We start from the raw sequence: 18,088 nt of genomic DNA, 5'->3' as shown, positions 1-18,088 counted from the left end.
CCACGCGGTCATGCCGGCGAAACGTCCATGCAAGAATCGCCAGCTTGCAATTCACACCAATTTCCGACCCCCACTTCTACGCCGCCGCGGTGCCCGCCGTGCTCCTGCTGGGCATCAGCAAGAGCGGCTTCGGCGCCGGCTTTGGCTCCCTTGCGGTTCCCATGATGGCCCTGGCCGTGACGGTGCCCGAGGCGGCGGCCATTCTCATGCCGGTCTTGCTGCTCATGGACCTGCTGGGCATCGCCGCCTTCCGGCGTGACTTCGACAGGCAACTGCTGATGTTCCTCATCCCATGTGGACTGGTGGGCACGGTCATTGGCACGGTGCTCTTCCGGGTGCTGTCGCCGCACGCTGTGGCGGGCATCGTCGGTGTGTTCACCCTGCTGTTCCTGGCGCAGCGGGTGGCGTTTCCGCCTCGACGCGATTCGGCGCCACCCTCGCGCGTGACGGGTGGCGTGCTCACCGTCATCTCGGGCTTCACCAGTTTCATCGCACACGCGGGCGGTCCGCCGGTCAACGCCTACGTCATTCCGCTGCGGCTGACGCCGGTCGTTTTCACGGCGACGATGGCGTACTTTTTCTTTATCGTGAACCTGAGCAAGTGGGTGCCCTACGCGTGGCTCGGCCTGCTCGACTGGCGCAACCTGGCGACCTCGCTGGTGCTGCTGCCGCTGGCGCCGATTGGCGTGTGGATCGGCGTGCGCATTGCGCGGCGCATCAGCGCGGTCTGGTTCTATCGCCTGCTTTACGTCGGCATGCTGCTGACGGGGCTCAAGCTGGTGTGGGACGGACTGATCGCCTGAGGGCGTCGTCGCGCGTCACGGGGAACGGTCCGGCGTTGCCAGCACCTGCGCGCATGGCAGTGTTGGCAGTTGTGCGCGGGCCATCAGCACGCTCGCCTCGATCGCCCTGAGGGCAATCGGGTCGCTCGCGGCCAGGATCGACGTGAGCTGCGCGAGCGGCAGACCTACGGATTCCAGGCATAAGGTGCGCCAGGCCCACGGCAGGGCTTCGTCCTGCGCAGTGCGCACCAGGGTGTGCAGCGTGCGTGCATGCACGCGGGCGGCGGGCTGGATGCCGCTGATCGCCACCTTCGATCCCATGTCCACGTACATGCGCACGCAGTCTGGGTGGTGGGCGCAGAGGCCGCAGCGCACGTGCATCTGCAGCTGGTTCCAGCGCCGCAGGTACATGGCCGCGTCGGAGTCGGAGTGGATTGGTTGCACTGGGGCTCCCGTCATGCAGTGAATGGCGCTCCGTCTTGCCGGACGCGTCGATGTAGTGGTTCGAACTTTCCATGCATTCTAATGAGAATGCTTCTCATCAACAACAAGACGCCTGACCTCCGACCGAAAACCCATGCCATCACTAATTCTTCAGTAACAATTGCAATGAGAGTCGTTATCATTTGCAATTATTTTTTAAATCCCCTCTGAAGGACACCGATGACGACAACTTTCGTGCGCCGGCAGGGCCCTGCCCTGTTGGCGGGCTGCCTTGCGATCTATCTCCAGCAAGGCGCATTGGCGCAGACATCCGCCCCGGCCTCCCTTCCCGAGGTGCGCGTGGACGCCAACGCCGTGGCCGAGACCGCGACCACGCCGGTGGTCGGCTACCGCGCCAGGAACGCCGCATCGGCCACGAAGACCGACACGCCCTTGTCGGAAACACCGCAATCCATCACCGTGATCACGCGCGACCAGATGATCGACCAGGGCGCCACGAACCTGCAGGACGCCCTGAACTACGCCACCGGCGTGCGCTCGGACGCCTACGGCCTGGATTCGCGCTCCGACGGCTTCCTCGTGCGCGGCGGCTTTCCCGATGAATACCTGGACGGCTTGCGCAAGAACTTCGACTACTACCAGAGCAACGGCCGCACCGACCCCTACACGCTCGAACGCATCGAAGTGCTGCGCGGCCCCTCGGCCATGCTGTTCGGCCAGGGCAGCACCGCGGGCGTGGTCAACATGGTCAGCAAGCGGCCGCAACCCGAGGCGCAGAGAGAAGTCGGCGTGGAGTACGGCAGTTGGAACCGCAAGCAGATCCAGGCCGACCTGACCGGGCCCCTCACCGACGATGGCCAATGGCTCTATCGCCTGATCGCCGTCGCCCGCGATGCCGACACGCAAGTCGACTACGTGCGCGACGACCGCCAGCTCATCGCGCCATCGCTGACGTGGCGCCCGAGCGGCATGACGACGCTCACCTTGCAGGCGCTCTACCAGAAAGACAAGACAGCCTCGACCAACCAGTTCTTCCCCTGGCAAGGCATGATCATCCCGACGCCCAGCGGCCTGCTGCCCACCAGCCGCTTCATCGGCGAGCCTGGCTATGACCGCTACAACACCGAGCGAACGACTGCCGGCTGGCTCTTCGAACACCGCTTCAACGAGAACTGGGCCGTGCGCCAGAACCTGCGCTACACCCACAACGACGTCGACTACACCGGCTTTTACGGCGATTCGTTCACCGTGCCCGGCGGCTGGGCGGGCGACCCGATCAACCAGCGGCTGTTCGGCCGCTTCTGGGATTCGAGCATCAACAAGGTCAACATGTGGACGGCCGACCAGAACGTCGAAGGCAAGTTCAGGACCGGCCTTGTCGAACACCGCCTGCTCACCGGCGTCGATTTCGCCACCTATGCGTTGAAGCGCCGCTCGGCTTCGGACTTGCCCATCTACTACGCCCCGTTCGGCAACCAGCCGCTCATCGATGCCTTCGCGCCGGTCTACGGCCAGCCCTTCCCGACGCAGGAGCTGGTCGACTCGCCCAAGTCGACGCAGCGCCAGTACGGCATCTACGTGCAGGACCAGATGGCCTTCGACAAGAACTGGCTCCTGACCCTGGGCGTGCGCTATGACAACGTCACCAACAGCCTGGCCGGCAGCGAGGACGAAAAGAGCAACGCCACGAGCAAGCGCTTCGCCTTCATGTACGCCGCGGACAACGGCATCTCGCCGTACATCAGCTATGGCGAATCCTTCACGCCCGTCGCCGGACTCGACCAGAACGACCAGCGCTTCACGCCGCAAAAGGGCAAGCAGTGGGAAGCGGGCATCAAGTACATGCCGAGCGATCGACCCATCCAGTTCACGGCCGCTGCGTACGACCTGCGCGAAGACCATCGCCTCGTGCCCGACCCGAACAATCCGATCAACCAGGTGCAGGTCGGCGAGACCAAGACCACCGGCGCTGAACTGGGGTTCATTGCGACGCTGGGCAGTGCCTGGGATCTCATCGCGTCCTACACCTATACCAACGTCGACCAGCAACTCACGCAGGTGCCGAAGAACCAGGCCAGCGTGTGGGCCAAGTACCGCTTTGCGCTGGCCGGACTGCCCGGATTCTCCGTGGGCGCCGGCGTGCGCTACATGGGCCAGTTCACGGACACCCCGGCGCCCGCCACGCCGGCCGTGACGCTGCTCGATGCCATGGTCGCGTACGAAACCGCCAAGTGGCGCTTCGCGCTCAACGTGAACAACGTGACCGACAAGACCTACAACTCCGTGTGCCTGGCGCGTGGTGACTGCTGGTATGGTGCGCGGCGCAATGCGATTGCCAGCGCGAGCTATCGATTCTGACCTTCCGACTGTTTGAGGAGTACCCGTCATGAACAGCCGACGAATCAAGACCTGGGCCTGGGTTCACAAGTGGAGCAGCCTGGTCTGCACGGTCTTCATGCTGCTGCTATGCATCACGGGGCTGCCGTTGATCTTCCACCACGAGATCGGGCACCTGCTGGGCACGGAGGTCGAGGCGCCGAAGATGCCGGCCAACACGCCGCGCGCGAGCCTCGACCGGGTGATCGAGGTGGCGCATGCGCTGCATCCGGAGCGCGTCGTGCAGTTCGTCTCGCAGCCGGAAGATGACGACGCCATCTGGTTCGTCACGCTGACGCCGACGCCTGCGCCGACCGATGACTTCAAGAGCGTGGCCGTCGATGCGCGCACGGGGCAGGTACTGGCCCAGCCGAAGTTCGACGAAGGCTTCATGTACGTGATGTTCAAGCTGCACGTCGACCTGTTCGCGGGGCTGCCGGGCAAGCTCTTCCTGGGCTTCATGGGCTTGCTGCTGCTCGTGGCCATCGTGAGCGGCGTGGTGCTCTATTCGCCCTTCATGCGCAAGCTGGATTTCGGCACCGTGCGCCGCGAACGGCGTCCGCGCCTGAAGTGGCTGGACCTGCACAACCTGCTGGGCATCGTGACGCTGGTGTGGGCCTTCACCGTGGGCGCGACCGGCATGATCAACACGTGGGCGGACCTGATCATCAAGTATTGGCAGTACGACCAGCTGAGCGCCATCCTGCAGCCCTACCAGGGCCAGCCCACGGTGCTGGCGGCCGAGCGCGCTTCGGTGCAGCGCTCGCTGGACGTGGCGATGGAGCGCGCGCCGGGCACCAAGCTCTCGTTCATCGCCTTTCCGGGCACTGCGTTTTCGAGCCCGCATCACAACACGGTGTTCCTGCGCGGCAACGAGCCCTTCACCTCGCGATTGCTCCAGCCGGTGCTGGTGGATGCCAAGTCCAACGCCATCACGGCCAGTCCCGCGCTCCCCTGGTACCTGACGGCGTTACTGGTCTCGCAACCATTGCACTTCGGCGACTACGGCGGCATGCCGATGCAGATTCTCTGGGCGCTGCTGGACATCGCCACCATCATTGTCCTGGGCAGCGGGCTCTATCTCTGGTTGAAGCGCAGCAACGCGGCCGCCGCTGCACCGGCGCCAAGAAAGGTGGACAAAGACATCGCCGGCTCGCCCATGCGGCCGGCGACGGAACCCGAGGCGTTGACATGAAGACGAGCACCCACTTCTGGCACCTCTGGGCTTGGCCGCTGGCCATGGGCGTGCTCACCGTCATCGGCCTGATCTCCGCCCTGTTCAGCGACGGCGGTGTGGGCGATGCCCTGGCGTGGGTGGCGCTGGGCATTCCCGTCGGCGTGGGCATCTGGTTCGGCTGGCGCCGCGCTTGACTTCCTCCTCTCCCCTCCGGGGAGAGGTCGGGTGAGGGGCGCCGGGCCTTCGCAATGGGCGCAGGCCATTACCGCCGCATGCCCTTTCCCGCGTAACGGCATGGGTACCAGATGTGCGAGGACTTGGGTGACAAGTCCAGCACAGCTTGGTCGAAGCCTGCAAGGTCGATTCGATCGCCTTGTCGAACAGGTAGGTGCACTGGCGACACGCCATTGCCGGACAGGCCGCGGATCATGGTGCTGCCGGATGCCGATGGCGCCAATCGCAAAACGATGGGCCCTCGCGCGCGCCGCAGGATGCACAATGCCCGCCCCGGTCCGCCTGCACTTCCCACGAGACAAAACCATGATCCGCAAGCTTTTCACCGCCGCCGCGCTGGCGCTGGCCTTTGCCGTCGCACATGCCCAGCCCTATCCGGCCAAGCCCATTCACCTGATCGTGCCTTTCCCGCCGGGCGGCGGCACCGACATCCTGTCGCGCCTCGTCGCGACCAAGCTCACCGAGGTGAGCAAGTGGACGGTGGTGCCCGACAACCGCGCCGGCGCGGGCGGCACCATCGGCATCGCCGAAGCCGCACGCGCGCCGCACACCGGCTACGAGATGGTCATGGGCCAGAAGGACAACATGGTCGTCGCGCCGTGGCTCTACAAGAACCTGAGCTACGACCCCACCAAGGACCTCGTCGCCGTGGCCCACGTGGCCTACACGCCGGTGGTGATCGTCACGCGCACCGAATCGAAGTTCAAGACTTTGCAGGACGTCGTCGCCGCTGCGCGCGCCACGCCCGACACCGTCACCTACGGATCGCCCGGCAACGGCACCACCATCCACCTCGCGGGCGAGATCTTCGGCAGTGCCGCCGGCATCAAGCTGCGCCACGTGCCCTACAAGGGCTCGAACCCGGCCATGATGGATGTGCTGGCCGGCAACGTGGACCTGATGGTGTCCTCGCTGCCCTCGGCCATGAGCCAGATCAAGTCCGGCAAGCTGCGCGCGCTGGCCGTGACCTCCGCCAAGCGGAGCAGCTCGATGCCCGACGTGCCCACCGTCGCGGAACTGGGCTACAAGGACTTCGACGTGAGCACGTGGTACGGCCTGTTCGTGCCGGCCGGCACTCCCAAGGAGGTCATCACGACGGTCAACGCCGAGGTGAACAAGCTGCTGGCCACGCCCGAGATGAAGGCCGCCATCATCGCCCAGGGGGCGGAGCCGCAGGGCATGACGCCCGAGCAGTTCGGCACGCTGCTGAAGAAGGAGTACCTGCAGTGGCGTGACATCGTGAAGGCATCGGGCGCCACCATCGAATAAGGCGGGAGGCCAGCATGAACACCGCACCCAGTTCACCCGGGACGGCGGCATCCCCGCTCTATCCCCCAATCGAACCTTTCGATTCGGGCATGCTGGATGTCGGTGACGGGCATCAGGTGTATTGGGAGCTGTGCGGCAATCCGGAGGGCAAGCCGGCGGTGTTCCTGCACGGCGGCCCCGGCAGCGGTTGCAGCCCGGACCATCGCCGTCTTTTTGACCCGGACAAGTATTGCGTGCTCCTGTTCGACCAGCGCGGATGCGGACGCTCGACCCCGCACGCGAGCCTGGACGCCAACACGACCTGGCATCTGGTCGCCGACATCGAGAAGCTGCGCGAGCAGTTGGGGGCGAAGGCGTGGCTGGTCTTTGGCGGTTCATGGGGCAGCACGCTTGCACTCGCGTATGCGCAGACGCACCCGGAGCGCGTCAGCGAGATGGTGCTGCGCGGCGTGTTCACCGTGCGGCGGGAAGAGCTTCTCTGGTACTACCAGGAAGGTGCCTCGTGGATCTTCCCGGATGAATGGGAAAGCTTCGTCGCGCCCATCCCGCAAGAAGAGCGCCATGACCTCATGGCCGCGTATCACCGGCGCCTGACGGGCACCGACCCAGAGGCCCAAATCGAGGCCGCTGTGGCATGGAGCCGTTGGGAAGGTCGAACGATCACGCTGCTGCCCGATGCAGACGTCGATGCCACACACACCGACCCGCACTACGCGCTGGCGTTCTCACGCATCGAGAACCACTACTTCGTGAACAACGGCTTCTTCGAAGACCAGCAACTGTTGCGCGGTGCCGAAAAACTGCGTGGCATCCCCTGCGTGATCGTGCAAGGCCGCTACGACATGGCGACGCCGGTGAAGACGGCCTGGGAACTGCACAAGGCGTGGCCGGAAGCCAGTTTCCATCTTGTGAACGACGCGGGCCATGCGTTCAAGGAGCCAGGCATCCTGGACCTGCTCATTCGGGCGACGAATGAGTTTGCGATGACCCGGTGAATCATTTGCGCAGCTTGCCAAGGTCGACTGCGGAAGCCATCGCCGCATAGCCTGCCTCGCCCGGGTGAAAGTGGTCGCCGCTGTCAAAGCGCGGATCGAGCATCTGCGGGTCGGCCTTGCTGCGCAGGGCGGCGTCGAAATCGATCACGCCATCGATGGCCTGCCGGCCGCGGATCCAGCGGTTGACGGCCTGGCGCGCGATCTCTCGGCGTTGCGACCATTTGGCCGAACCCTTGAAGGGCAGCAGCGTCCCCAGCATGATTTTCTTGCCGTGCTGGCGCGAGCGATCCATCAAGTCCTTGAGCCCGGCTTCGATCTGCGCCGTGATGGCCATGTCGTTGGGCAAGCCGCCCGAGGCTCGCCCGGCCGACTCGATGGCGGCAATGTCCTCGACACCGATGAGCACGATGACGTGCGTCACGCCGCTTTGCTCCAGCACGTCGCGCTCGAACCGGCCCAGACCGCTGGCGCCCGCGCCCGCTGACAACAAGCTGTTGCCCGCGATGCCGGCGTTGAGCACGGCCACCGCACGGCCGGTGGTGGCGGGGCGTTGTTGCTGCAGGCGCTGGGCAAGGCGGCTGGGGTAGTCGCCCGGCAAGCCGCTGAGCTGAAGCGCGCCTTGCGTGATGCCATCGCCAAAGGCCACCACGACGCTGGCCGGTTCGCGGCTGGCCACGTCCAGCCCTGTGACGAAGGGATTCCACATTGAACGCGCCGCACCATTCCAGGTCGGCGCCATGACCTGGTTGCCGTCGGCGACGCGCGTTCCATTGGGCGGTTGGTGGTGCGCGGTGCCCACCAGCGTCTCGCGGTCGAGGTAAAGGCTCACGGCCAGCGCATCACCGGCCTGCACGGCGAGCGGCGCCGGATCGCTCCACGCCTGGGCGCCGGGCGGGATGGTGACGTCGCGCTTGCCGCCAAAGCGCAGCGACTTCAGCGTGGCGGGCGACATCGCATCGGGCCCGGTGCGCCGCCCTATGCTGGCCGCTGCGAGGTGCAGGGGCGCACTGCCAAAAAGATTGGAAAAGCGAACGCGTACTTGCGCACCGCCCACGCTCGCCTGAATGTCTTCGCGCAGCGTCTGACCATTGAACGAGGGAAAGAAGTTGCCTTGGCCGAGCGGCGCAGCAACGCTGGTCACGTCCTGCGGCGCAGCGGCCCATGTGCCGATCCATTGGGTCTGCGCCCGCGCCGCGCCGGCGACGGCCAGCGCCATGCCCAAGGCGAGTGCGGCAACGCTGCGAGCGGAGAAGTACGCACCCGGCAGTGACATGGCTTCAAAGTGTAAGGGCCGCGCCTTCGCTCGGTGCGCTGGTTTACACGCGGCCGTTCAGGGCTTTCGAACGGGCCAGTCACGCGCAAAAAAGAAAATCCCCGGGGCGCAGGCCCCGGGGATAAATCCACCAGAGGTGGGTGGAGGAGACAACCAATGCAAGCCTTCAGGGCACGCCGCCCCTTGATGACTTGAGGAATGGACACCACGCGCACCGACTTGAACCCGTCGGCTGCGGCGCTGCCGCCCACATGTCCGCTATGGTGCACGGCGCTCGCGCCTTCAGGCGTATCAGGCAGCGCGAAGTTCCGTCTATTCGTTTCAGCGCGTGGCTGGCGCTGCAGGCAGTGGCAAATCAACTGTTACAGGCGCAACCCATTCGCAGCACCTGTCTCCATCACCAGGTGTCGACGAAGGGCGCGGCGGCGGCATGCATGTCGGCCGACGACGCCAGGCCGCGCACCAGCCACGCACGAGTCTCGGCGGGATCGATCACCGCATCGATCTCCAGCGTCTGCGCCATGTGGATCGCTTCGCCGTTCGCGTACTGTTGCGCCACCAGTTTCTTGAACAGCGCATCACGCTCCGCGCCTTCGGCCGTGGCTTCGAGTTCCTTGCGAAAACCCAGCCGCACGGCGCCTTCGAGGCCCATCGCACCAAACTCGCCGGTCGGCCATGCGACGGTGAACACCGGCGCATCGAAGCCGCCCGCCGTCATGGCTTGCGCGCCCAATCCGTAGCCCTTGCGCAGCACCACGGCGAAGTACGGCACGCGCAAGTGCGAGGCCACCATGAACATGCGGCACACATGGCGAACCTGCGCCTGCGCCTCGACCTCGGGGCCGACCATGAAGCCCGGCGTATCGCACAGCGCGACGATGGGCAGGCCATGCGCGTTGCACAACTGCATGAAGCGCGCGGCCTTGTCTGCGGCATCGACATCGATGGCACCGCCGAGGTGGTGCGGGTTGTTGGCCATCAGGCCGACCGGCTTGCCTTCGATGCGCGCGAGCGCAGTGACGATGCCCGCGCCAAAGCCCGCGCGTAATTCCAGCACCGAGCCGGTGTCCGCCACGCCGTGCATGGCGGCGCGCACGTCGTACACGCGAAGGCGGTTCTCGGGCACCGCGTGGCGCAGCAGGCGCTGGTCGGCGCATTGCCAATCGGTGGTCGCGCCCTGGAAGTAGGAGAGGTATTGCTTCGCTGCCGCCACGGCATGCGCCTCGTCCTTGACGAGCACGTCGATGACACCGTTCTTCGACTGCACGCTGCTCGGCCCGATCTGCTCGGGCAAGAAGGTGCCAAGCCCCCCGCCTTCGATCATCGCAGGACCGCTCATGCCGATGTTGCTGGCCTCGGTGGCGATGATCACGTCGGCACAGCCCAGCAAGGCCGCGTTGCCCGCAAAGCAGCGCCCATGCACGATGCCCACCACCGGCACCTTGCCCGATAGCGCAGCGAACTGGCTGAAGGTGTGGTTGTTCAGACCCGCGACGATGGGCATGTCAGTGTCGCCCGGCCGCCCGCCGCCGCCCTCGGCAAAGAGCACCACGGGCAAGCCAAGTTGATGCGCCACGCGCAGCATGCGGTCGGTTTTCTGGTGGTTGCGCATGCCCTGCGTTCCCGCCAGCACCGTGTAGTCGTAGGACATGACCACGCAACGCGATTTCTCTGCGCCGAACTGCTTCGCGTTGACGCTGCCGACACCGGTGATCATGCCGTCAGCGGGCGTGTTGGCGATGAGGTCGTCGAGTGTGCGGCGGCGCGTTTGCGCGGCGATGGCCAGGGCGCCGTATTCGCTGAAGTTGCCCGGGTCGTCGGCGAGGTCGCACAGGTCGGCAATGTTGGCGCGTGCGGTTCGACCGCCTTGTGCATGGCGCTTTGCAACGGCGGCGGGCCGGTTGGCGTCGAGCGTGGGCGCATGGCGATCGATCACCTTCTGCAGGTCTGCGCGAATGGCGTCGGGGTCGTGGGCCTGCACTGCTTCGGCATGCACCGCTTCGGCATCGACCGCTTCCAGCTTCACCAGCGACTGGCCTTCGACCAGATAGTCGCCCGGCGCCGCCAGCAGGGCCACGACGCAGCCGGCGACCGGCGCGTGCAACAGATGCTCCATCTTCATCGCTTCGAGCACGCCCAGTTGCGCGCCGGCGGGCAGCACGTCGCCCACATCGACTTCGAACTGCACCAGCCTGGCGGGCATCGGCGCCTTGACGATGAGATCGTCGCCGTCATCGTCCTCGACGACGGGGCGCGGTGCGGCGTGCGCGGCAACCGCACTCGGCGCGCGCTCGAACTGCGCCGACGCCGCCAGCAGATCGGCCAGGTGGGCCTCGACAAAGCGCGTGTGCACGGCCTGTCGTTCGAACTCGGGCCGCGCGGCGATCGCGCGCAACAGCGGCAGGTTGGTCGCGATGCCTTCGATGCGGCACTCCTCCAGCGCGCGTTGCGAACGGCGCAGCACGTCGGCGAACTGCGACGACGCTGCATGCACGACCAGCTTGGCGAGCAGCGTGTCGTAGTGCGGTGAAGGCGCAAGGCCGGCATAGCCGTGCGTGTCCACGCGCACGCCCGGGCCTGCGGGCATGTCGAAGCGTGCCATCGCACCGCCGGACGGCCGTGCGTTGCCCTGCGCGTCCAGCGTCTCGGCATTGATGCGCCACTGGATCGCAAAGCCGCGCTGCGTGGCCGTGCGTCCAACCTCGATGCCCAGTTGCGCCAGCGATTGGCCCGCAGCCACGCCGATCTGCAGTTGGACGAGGTCCAGCCCCGTGACCGCTTCCGTCACCGTGTGCTCGACCTGCAGGCGCGGATTGGCTTCGATGAAGACGAATGGCAAGGCGCGCGACTGCTCGTCGACAAGGAACTCGAAGGTGCCGAGGCCGCGATAGCCCACGGCCTGCGCCATGCGCAGCGCGGCCTGCGTGATGCGCTCACGCAGCGTGTTGCTCAACGCGGGGCTGGGTGCGATTTCCACGAGCTTCTGGAAGCGACGCTGCAAGGTGCATTCGCGCTCGCCCAGGCTGGCCACCGCGCTCCCGTCGCCGATGACCTGGATCTCGATGTGGCGCGCGTTGAGCATCAGGCGCTCGACGTACACGCCATCGACGCCGAATGCCGCCCTGGCTTCCGAGGTGCAACGCGCGTGCGCCTCGGGCAAGTCCTCCGGCTTGAGCACCGCGCGCATGCCGCGTCCACCACCGCCGCCGATGGCCTTGACCATGACCCCCGCATGTTCGCCGGCCGCTGTCTGCGCCGCGAAGAAGGCCTGCGCCTCCTGCAAGGAAACGGCGCCGGCGCTGCCCGGCATGACGGGCGCATCGCACTGCTGCGCCAGGGCGCGCGCACGGGCCTTGTCGCCGAAGAGCGCGAGTTGTTCGGCAGCCGGGCCGATGAAGGTCAGGCCCGCGTCCGCACACGCTTGCGCAAAGTCCGCGCGCTCGCTCAGGAATCCATAGCCCGGATGCACCGCATCGCACTGCCCGGCACGCGCGATGTCGATCAAGCTCGCGATGTCGAGATACGCAGACGGCCCTGTCGCACCGAGCGCCACCGCCACGTCGGCCAGCTGCACATGCAGGGCCGCTTCGTCGTCACGCGCGTGTACCGCAACACTGCCGATGCCCAAGTCGCGCAGCGCCCTCACGAGTCGAACGGCGATCTCTCCGCGGTTCGCAATCAATACTCTTTTGAATGACACTTCAGCCTTTCAGGGCAAGTCTTTGAGCAGGCGTCGCAGCACCTTGCCCGCGCCCGTGGTGGGCAGCGCATCGATGAAGCTCAGTTGGCGCGGCGCCTTGTAGCTCGCCATGTTGTCGCGCGACCAATCCATGATCGCCTGCGCGTCGACCTGTGCGCCCGCTTTTTTCACGATGAAGGCCTTCACCACCTCGCCCTTGTCCGGGTCCGATTGCGCGATGACCGCCGCTTGAGCGACGGCCGGATGCTTGATGAGAATGGTCTCGACCTCTTCGGGGAACACGCTGTAGCCCGAGACCTTGATCATTTCCTTGAAGCGGCCGATGAAGGTGAGATAGCCATCCGCATCGATCTTGCCCATGTCGCCGGTGTGCACCCAGCCGTTGCGCAAGGTGGCGGCCGTGGCCTCGGGCTTGTTCCAGTAGCCCTTGAAGGTGCCCGGGCTCGTGAGGATGATCTCGCCGATCTCGCCCGTGGGCATCGGGGCTTGCGTGTCGGGGTCGATGATGCGGATGGTCACGCCCGGCGCCGCGATGCCCTGCGTGCCCCAGCGCGGCGCATCGTGCGGCGTGTAGGTGTCGCAGGTGTGCGTTTCGGACAAGCCATACGCGGCCTCAAAGGAAAGGCAGTTCTTTGCGAAGCCCTGCCACTGCCGGGCCAGCGGTTCGGTAAAGGTGATGCCGAAACTCGTGACCGGGTTGCGGCGCAGGCTCGACAGGTTGAAGCGCTTGATGTCGGAGAGCTGCATGACCGCGACGTTCATCGGCGCGATGCTGTACCACCAGGTGACGCGGTAACGGTCTACGGCCTGCAGCACGGCGCGCGGATCGAAGCGATGCAGAAGCACCGAGGTAATGCCGGCGAGCACCGGCACGTTCACGCCCATCAGCATGCCGGCGATGTGATACAGCGGCGCGATGGAGAGCGACACGTCGTCGGCGTTCACGCCGTTGCAATCGGCTGCAGCGCTGGTCTTGAAGAGCGCGTTGCGGAAGCTGAGCATCGCGCCCTTGGGCAAGCCGGTGGTGCCGGACGTGTAGGTCATGAGCGCCACGTCGTCCATGTCGATGGCAACGTGCTCGGGCCTGGCCTTTTCGTTGATGACGGCGAGGAAGTCTTCGCAGCCCGCGGGCACGATGCGCTCTTGCTGCTGCGCGGCTTGCAGCTCCGCCGGCACGTCGATGCCGGGTTCATCGGCGGGCGGCAGCAAGTCCGCGTAGTGCACGACGAACACATGCTCGAGCGTGCCTTGCGTGCGCACCTTGTCGACCACCGGCAGCAACGAGGACGCGGCGACGATCACGCGCGCCTTGAGGTCGCCGACCTGGTAGGCCAATTCATGTTCCTTGTTGAGCGGCCCGCTCGGGCACACGATGGCACCGATCTTCTGGATGCCGTAATGCGCAACGAGGTACTGCGGGCAGTTGTTGAGGAAGAGCACCACCGGCTCGCCCTTCTTCACGCCGATGGCCTGCAGCCGCGCGGCGAAGGCATCGCTGGCGCGATCGAGTTCGGCAAAGCTCATGCGGTGGCCGTACCAGATGCACACCGCATGATCGCCACGTTCACGCGCATGCTGGCGCAGGAACTCGTGCAGCGGCTGCTGCGGGCGGACGGGGGGCTTTGTCTCCATGGCGTCACTCTCTCAGGGTTATCGATAGCGGATCGCAGGCGCCGTGCGCTTGCCATTGGCTGCATGTTGCACCAACAATCCTACCCATGGGTATAACTTCGGCGACACGGCACAAACCCTCTGGCGGCACCAAGGCCAGGAGCAAGGAGCGCGAGGAGCGCGCCAGGCGCATCGACCTGCCCGAAGGCACGGGACGCCAGCGCACCGCCACGCAGGGCACCGACGTGCAGCGCGAGCGCATCCTGCAGGTCGCGGCCGACTTGTTTGCAGCGCAAGGCTATGCCAACACGACCATGGCGCAGATCGTGCGCAAGCTCGGCGTGACCAAGCCCTTCGTCTACTACTACTTCCGCGACAAGCAGGAGATCTTCGAAACGCTTTCATGGCGGCCCGCGGTCGAATGCCTGACGTCGATGGACTTTGCGCCAGACGACACACGCAGTGCGCGCGAGAAGGTGTTGGTCGGCATCGAGCGCCTGATTCGCGCGACCATTGCCAACCAGCCCTGCGCCTTCTTCGCGTACCGCGAGCCGCAGGTGTACCGGCCGGAGTTTCTTGCGGCGCAGCGCAAGCTGGCCCACCACTTCTACGACACGCTGTGCCCCTTGCTCGAAGAGGCACGCGCGAACGGCGACTTCGACTTCAAGGACGCGAAGATCGCCGCGCTCGCCGCCTGCAGCCTGCCTGGTTTTCTCTACACCTGGTACCGGCCCGATGGCCGGCTGTCGCAAGACGAACTCGTGGCGCAGCTGTGCGAGCTTGCATGGCGCGTATTGGGCCTGCGCGACGCCGGCAGCTGATCTCACCGCTTTCCCGATCGAGCGGCTGCATGCCGCTTGCTGTCACCCACACCCCTTCCCGGAGACATCGACACATGAAGAAAGTCCATCGACTGCCGCTGCGCGCCATCACTGCTTCAGCCTTGTTGTGCATCGGCGCGGCGAACGCACAGGAGACCTACAAGATCGCATACATCGACCCGCTATCGGGCCCGTTTGCCAACGTGGGCGAGATCATGCTGTTGAACACGAAGTACGCGGTGGACGACATCAATGCCAAGGGCGGGTTGCCCGGCGGCGTGAAGATGCAGCTGCTGCAGTTCGACAGCAAGCTCTCCGCACAGGAAAGCCAGAGCGCGCTGCAGGCGGCCATCGACCAGGGCGCGCGCGCCATCGTCACCGGCGGCTCGGGCTCGTCGGTGGTCACGGCGCTGGTGCAGTCGGTGTCGCGCTGGAACCAGCGCAATCCGGGCAAGGAACTGCTGGTGCTCAATCATTCGTCGATCGACCCGGACATGACCGGCAAGGGCTGCAGCTTCTGGCATTTTCAGACCGAGGCGAACACGGCCATGAAGATGAAGGCGATTGCCAACTACATCAAGAAGACGCCGCAGGTGCAGAAGGTCTACCTGCTCAACCAGGACTACGCGCACGGCAAGCAGTGGGCTTCATACGGCAAGCAGATGGTGGGGCTTGCGCGCCCCGACATCCAGTTCGTCGGCGAGACCCTCCACCCCATCGGCCGCGTGAAGGACTTCGCACCGTACGTCGCGAACATCAAGCAGTCGGGCGCCGACTCTGTCATCACCGGCAACTGGGGCCAGGACATGACGCTGCTGCTGAAATCGGCGGGCGATGCGGGCTACAACCTGCGCTACTTCAACCACAGCGCGGGTGCGGTGCCGGGCACCGTGCTCGCCGTGTCGCAATCGAAGGTCGGCCAACTCACGTGGGTGGCCGAGTGGCATCCGGGCGAGGCCGACGTGCCCAAGGCAGAGGCGCTGGCCAAGGCCTACAAGGCCAGGACGGGCAGCGACTTCTTCGTGCCGCGCATCGAGATGACACCGCACCTGCTGGCCGCCGCCATCGGCAAGGCCAGGAGCACGGACACCGTCAAGGTCGCCCTTGCGCTGGAAGACCTCAGCTACGACTCAGTCGTCGGCCCGGTGCGCATGCGCGCCGAGGACCATCAGCTCTTGCTGCCGCAAGTGGTCAACACCATCGTGCCGGTGGACGGCAAGGTGGTGAAAACGGGATGGGAAGGAACCAACTATGGGTTCCGCACCGATGCGGTGTACAGCGGGAATGAGTTGGCGCAAGGGACGGAATGCAAGATGGTGAGGCCGCAAGTGCAATAGGTGGGTAGATACGCGTTGACCATTTGAGGCGGGACTGTGCCGGCCTCGGTGGCTGTCTACTACCGCCAGAAAACGCACCGGGCTTTCGAAGTTACCCGGCGCTCGTCGATTTATCCAGACAAGAAAGCGTAGTGGATTCATGACTTCAAACCGTGTGCGCCTGAAATGGACCGACGAGCAGAAAGCCATCCGCGCTTGTGAAAGCAGCCGGATCATCGTTGAGGCCAATGCAGGCGCGGCGAAGACAACCACTGCGGCGTTTGCAATTGCCGGGCGCATTGAGCGCGGCGCCCATCCCAAGACGATTCTTGCCTTGAGCTACACAGAGCCAGGCGTGAAAGCGTTTGGAGCGGCATTTGCCCGGGCTGACCTGTCCAGAGACGTCGTTCGGCAACTACGCGTAAGCACAGTTGAAGATTTCTGTGCTGCAAGGCTGGAGCGATTCGAAGGAATCAGGGTCCGACGTGACAAGCAACCCGAAGACGTTCGAAGCGCAGTCATTGACGCCATCGCGAGTGCCCGAGTTCGGGTCGACGAGCGATTCCCGGGAGAGTTCTCTTTGCACGGTACGGGGGCGCTGGCGGTGGAAGGGCTTCTCGAGGAGTTCGGTCAGATCAAGGGATCGATGGCCATTCAGCGCGCTGGCGAATACTTTTCCTTGACGCCACAGAGTGCGCTCGATCTGGGTTTCAGTTTCACCACCCTTGCCGTCTTCAGGGAGTACGAACGCGCGCGAACAGCTGTACTGGATGGCCAAGGCGAGCAGGCAAGGTTCCGCTACATGGGCGATGCCACGTACGACCTGGCCCGGTTGCTCATCGCAGACGACCCATCATTTTCTTGGGAAGACCATCCACTGTGGCTTGGCGCGGAGGCCGTCATCCTTGACGAAATGCACGACTGCAACTGGGCCATCTTCACGGTGCTCAAGAAGCTGCTGGAAGTCAACGATGGTTGCACCTTCCTGGGCGTCGGTGACCGTGATCAGGTCATCCATGCAAAGGACGGCGCCGACTCGTACTTCATGAAAGACGGATTTGATATCGAGCTCGGCGAGCCCACGCGCTTGCCGCTCACGATGACTCACCGCTTTGGTGATTCGTTGGCGCAGCCGCTTGGAAGATTCGCAGGCAAGGCATATGCCGCGAGCAAGGATCGGAAATCGGGAGTGGAGGTCAGGGTCGCCAACACGGCGGAAGAGGTCCTTCACACTGTCGAAGACGCCGCCAGAAGCAGGCGAGGGCTCGATGAGGACTCTGGCCTCCAGGATCTTGCAGTCTTGCTCCGACACCCGGGGGATGCTGTTGAACTGGAGCACCTTTTGATTGTCAGGAACTTGCCCTACGAAACGGTGGGCTTCAAGAGTTTCCTTGAACGTCCGGAAATCCTGTTCGTCCGGATGCTGCTGGCTGTCGCGGTCGACCTGCAAGCCAAATTCGACACCAACACACTCAAGGCTGCGAAGCGAGCGACGTGGCAGTTCGTCGGGGGCATCACGCTCCAGGGCGCGGGGAGCGCAGATGCGACCGAACGAGTCGTCGACAACGCCAGTGAGGAGAACTTTCGATCGTTCGTACTGACCCACCTGCTTCGCGAAACAGTGCCTGCGGTCGCGCAACCAATTCATGAAGCAATCGCGTTGGCTGGGACCAACGCCATTGGCGATCTATCAAAGGCCATTGCTGCCCTTCGAATCAATGAACTGGCCAAGAAGGTTTTCGTCCGGCGTTCAGACGTGGAAGAGGTCGAATCCTCCATTGCAGGCCTTCGCAACGTGGCGAAGAGGTATGCATCCATTGATTCGCTGCTGAATGCCTTGCTTCAGTATGACCACGCTGCGAAGGCAAGAAGCCAGCAGGAGAAGCGGATCGTTCTTTCCACCATCGAGGCTTCCAAAGGGCTTGAATTCGATCACGTCATTGTTCCGGGCGCGAACGCAGGAAGTTTTGATGGCCATAGCGCAGACGAAAGAAATCTCTTTTACGTTGCCGCATCAAGGGCACGCAATTTGCTGACTCTCACACATGCGACTGGGCGCGCCAGCAGCTTTCTCGCCAACTTCCGATGAT

The 18,088-nt window shown here is 64.8% G+C and carries 13 protein-coding genes; 9 read left to right on the top strand and 4 right to left on the bottom strand.

Annotation, left to right across the window (positions count from 1 at the left end):
• Nucleotides 1–44: 44 nt before the first annotated feature.
• Nucleotides 45–803, top strand: a complete 759-nt coding sequence (locus QTI66_RS26515) for a sulfite exporter TauE/SafE family protein (protein WP_286563133.1) — start codon at nucleotides 45–47, stop codon at nucleotides 801–803.
• A 15-nt stretch (nucleotides 804–818) separates the two neighbouring features.
• Here the strand turns inward: QTI66_RS26515 and QTI66_RS26510 are convergent, their stop codons facing one another.
• Entirely contained in the window at nucleotides 819–1,226 is a 408-nt protein-coding gene (locus tag QTI66_RS26510; protein WP_286563132.1) for a hypothetical protein, read from the bottom strand.
• Nucleotides 1,227–1,445: 219 nt separating this feature from the next.
• Between QTI66_RS26510 and QTI66_RS26505 the strand changes: the two genes are divergently transcribed.
• The 5 genes from QTI66_RS26505 to pip all read left to right on the top strand — a co-directional run bounded on the left by QTI66_RS26505 (nucleotide 1,446) and on the right by pip (nucleotide 7,277).
• Nucleotides 1,446–3,584: a TonB-dependent siderophore receptor gene (locus QTI66_RS26505; RefSeq protein ID WP_286563131.1), complete on the top strand. Its 2,139-nt coding sequence runs from the start codon at nucleotides 1,446–1,448 to the stop codon at nucleotides 3,582–3,584.
• Nucleotides 3,585–3,612: 28 nt separating this feature from the next.
• Nucleotides 3,613–4,797, top strand: coding sequence for a PepSY-associated TM helix domain-containing protein (locus QTI66_RS26500; protein ID WP_286563130.1), 1,185 nt, complete (start codon nucleotides 3,613–3,615; stop codon nucleotides 4,795–4,797).
• The gene (locus tag QTI66_RS26495) at nucleotides 4,794–4,973 is read left to right on the top strand and encodes a hypothetical protein (protein ID WP_286563129.1); all 180 of its coding nucleotides are present in this window, start codon (nucleotides 4,794–4,796) and stop codon (nucleotides 4,971–4,973) included. Before QTI66_RS26500 ends, QTI66_RS26495 begins: the two co-directional genes overlap by 4 nt.
• Nucleotides 4,974–5,319: 346 nt before the next feature.
• Nucleotides 5,320–6,282 (top strand): Bug family tripartite tricarboxylate transporter substrate binding protein, encoded by a 963-nt coding sequence (locus QTI66_RS26490; protein ID WP_286563127.1) that lies wholly within the window; start codon nucleotides 5,320–5,322, stop codon nucleotides 6,280–6,282.
• A 14-nt stretch (nucleotides 6,283–6,296) separates the two neighbouring features.
• Nucleotides 6,297–7,277, top strand: coding sequence for a prolyl aminopeptidase (pip, locus tag QTI66_RS26485; protein ID WP_286563125.1), 981 nt, complete (start codon nucleotides 6,297–6,299; stop codon nucleotides 7,275–7,277).
• Between the two features lies 1 nt (nucleotide 7,278).
• On the opposite strand, the gene QTI66_RS26480 is transcribed toward pip, so the two are convergent.
• The 3 genes from QTI66_RS26480 to QTI66_RS26470 all read right to left on the bottom strand — a co-directional run bounded on the left by QTI66_RS26480 (nucleotide 7,279) and on the right by QTI66_RS26470 (nucleotide 13,882).
• Nucleotides 7,279–8,550: a GDSL-type esterase/lipase family protein gene (locus QTI66_RS26480; protein WP_286563124.1), complete on the bottom strand. Its 1,272-nt coding sequence runs from the start codon at nucleotides 8,548–8,550 to the stop codon at nucleotides 7,279–7,281.
• A gap of 397 nt (nucleotides 8,551–8,947) precedes the next feature.
• Nucleotides 8,948–12,250 (bottom strand): carboxyl transferase domain-containing protein, encoded by a 3,303-nt coding sequence (locus tag QTI66_RS26475; protein WP_286563123.1) that lies wholly within the window; start codon nucleotides 12,248–12,250, stop codon nucleotides 8,948–8,950.
• Nucleotides 12,251–12,259: 9 nt separating this feature from the next.
• Nucleotides 12,260–13,882 (bottom strand): AMP-binding protein, encoded by a 1,623-nt coding sequence (locus QTI66_RS26470; RefSeq protein ID WP_286563121.1) that lies wholly within the window; start codon nucleotides 13,880–13,882, stop codon nucleotides 12,260–12,262.
• Between the two features lie 86 nt (nucleotides 13,883–13,968).
• Between QTI66_RS26470 and QTI66_RS26465 the strand changes: the two genes are divergently transcribed.
• From QTI66_RS26465 to QTI66_RS26455, 3 genes are all read left to right on the top strand, one after another.
• A complete protein-coding gene (locus tag QTI66_RS26465) occupies nucleotides 13,969–14,682 on the top strand; it encodes a TetR/AcrR family transcriptional regulator (RefSeq protein WP_286563118.1) in 714 nt (237 codons plus the stop codon).
• Nucleotides 14,683–14,756: 74 nt separating this feature from the next.
• A complete protein-coding gene (locus tag QTI66_RS26460; RefSeq protein WP_286563116.1) occupies nucleotides 14,757–16,019 on the top strand; it encodes a branched-chain amino acid ABC transporter substrate-binding protein in 1,263 nt (420 codons plus the stop codon).
• Nucleotides 16,020–16,158: 139 nt separating this feature from the next.
• Entirely contained in the window at nucleotides 16,159–18,087 is a 1,929-nt protein-coding gene (locus tag QTI66_RS26455; protein WP_286563114.1) for a 3'-5' exonuclease, read from the top strand.
• Nucleotide 18,088 lies beyond the last annotated feature (1 nt).

The organism is Variovorax brevis (assembly GCF_030317105.1).
Lineage (GTDB): Bacteria > Pseudomonadota > Gammaproteobacteria > Burkholderiales > Burkholderiaceae_C > Variovorax > Variovorax brevis.
This window is presented reverse-complemented; position numbering and strand designations above follow the sequence as displayed.

Coding starts and splice junctions, on each gene's coding strand:
- QTI66_RS26495 (WP_286563129.1), top strand. CDS start 4,794: ATGAAGACGAGCACCCACTTCTGGCACCTCTGGGCTTGGCCGCTGGCC.
- QTI66_RS26470 (WP_286563121.1), bottom strand. CDS start 13,882: ATGGAGACAAAGCCCCCCGTCCGCCCGCAGCAGCCGCTGCACGAGTTC.
- pip (WP_286563125.1), top strand. CDS start 6,297: ATGAACACCGCACCCAGTTCACCCGGGACGGCGGCATCCCCGCTCTAT.
- QTI66_RS26460 (WP_286563116.1), top strand. CDS start 14,757: ATGAAGAAAGTCCATCGACTGCCGCTGCGCGCCATCACTGCTTCAGCC.
- QTI66_RS26505 (WP_286563131.1), top strand. CDS start 1,446: ATGACGACAACTTTCGTGCGCCGGCAGGGCCCTGCCCTGTTGGCGGGC.
- QTI66_RS26500 (WP_286563130.1), top strand. CDS start 3,613: ATGAACAGCCGACGAATCAAGACCTGGGCCTGGGTTCACAAGTGGAGC.
- QTI66_RS26490 (WP_286563127.1), top strand. CDS start 5,320: ATGATCCGCAAGCTTTTCACCGCCGCCGCGCTGGCGCTGGCCTTTGCC.
- QTI66_RS26455 (WP_286563114.1), top strand. CDS start 16,159: ATGACTTCAAACCGTGTGCGCCTGAAATGGACCGACGAGCAGAAAGCC.
- QTI66_RS26465 (WP_286563118.1), top strand. CDS start 13,969: ATGGGTATAACTTCGGCGACACGGCACAAACCCTCTGGCGGCACCAAG.
- QTI66_RS26480 (WP_286563124.1), bottom strand. CDS start 8,550: ATGTCACTGCCGGGTGCGTACTTCTCCGCTCGCAGCGTTGCCGCACTC.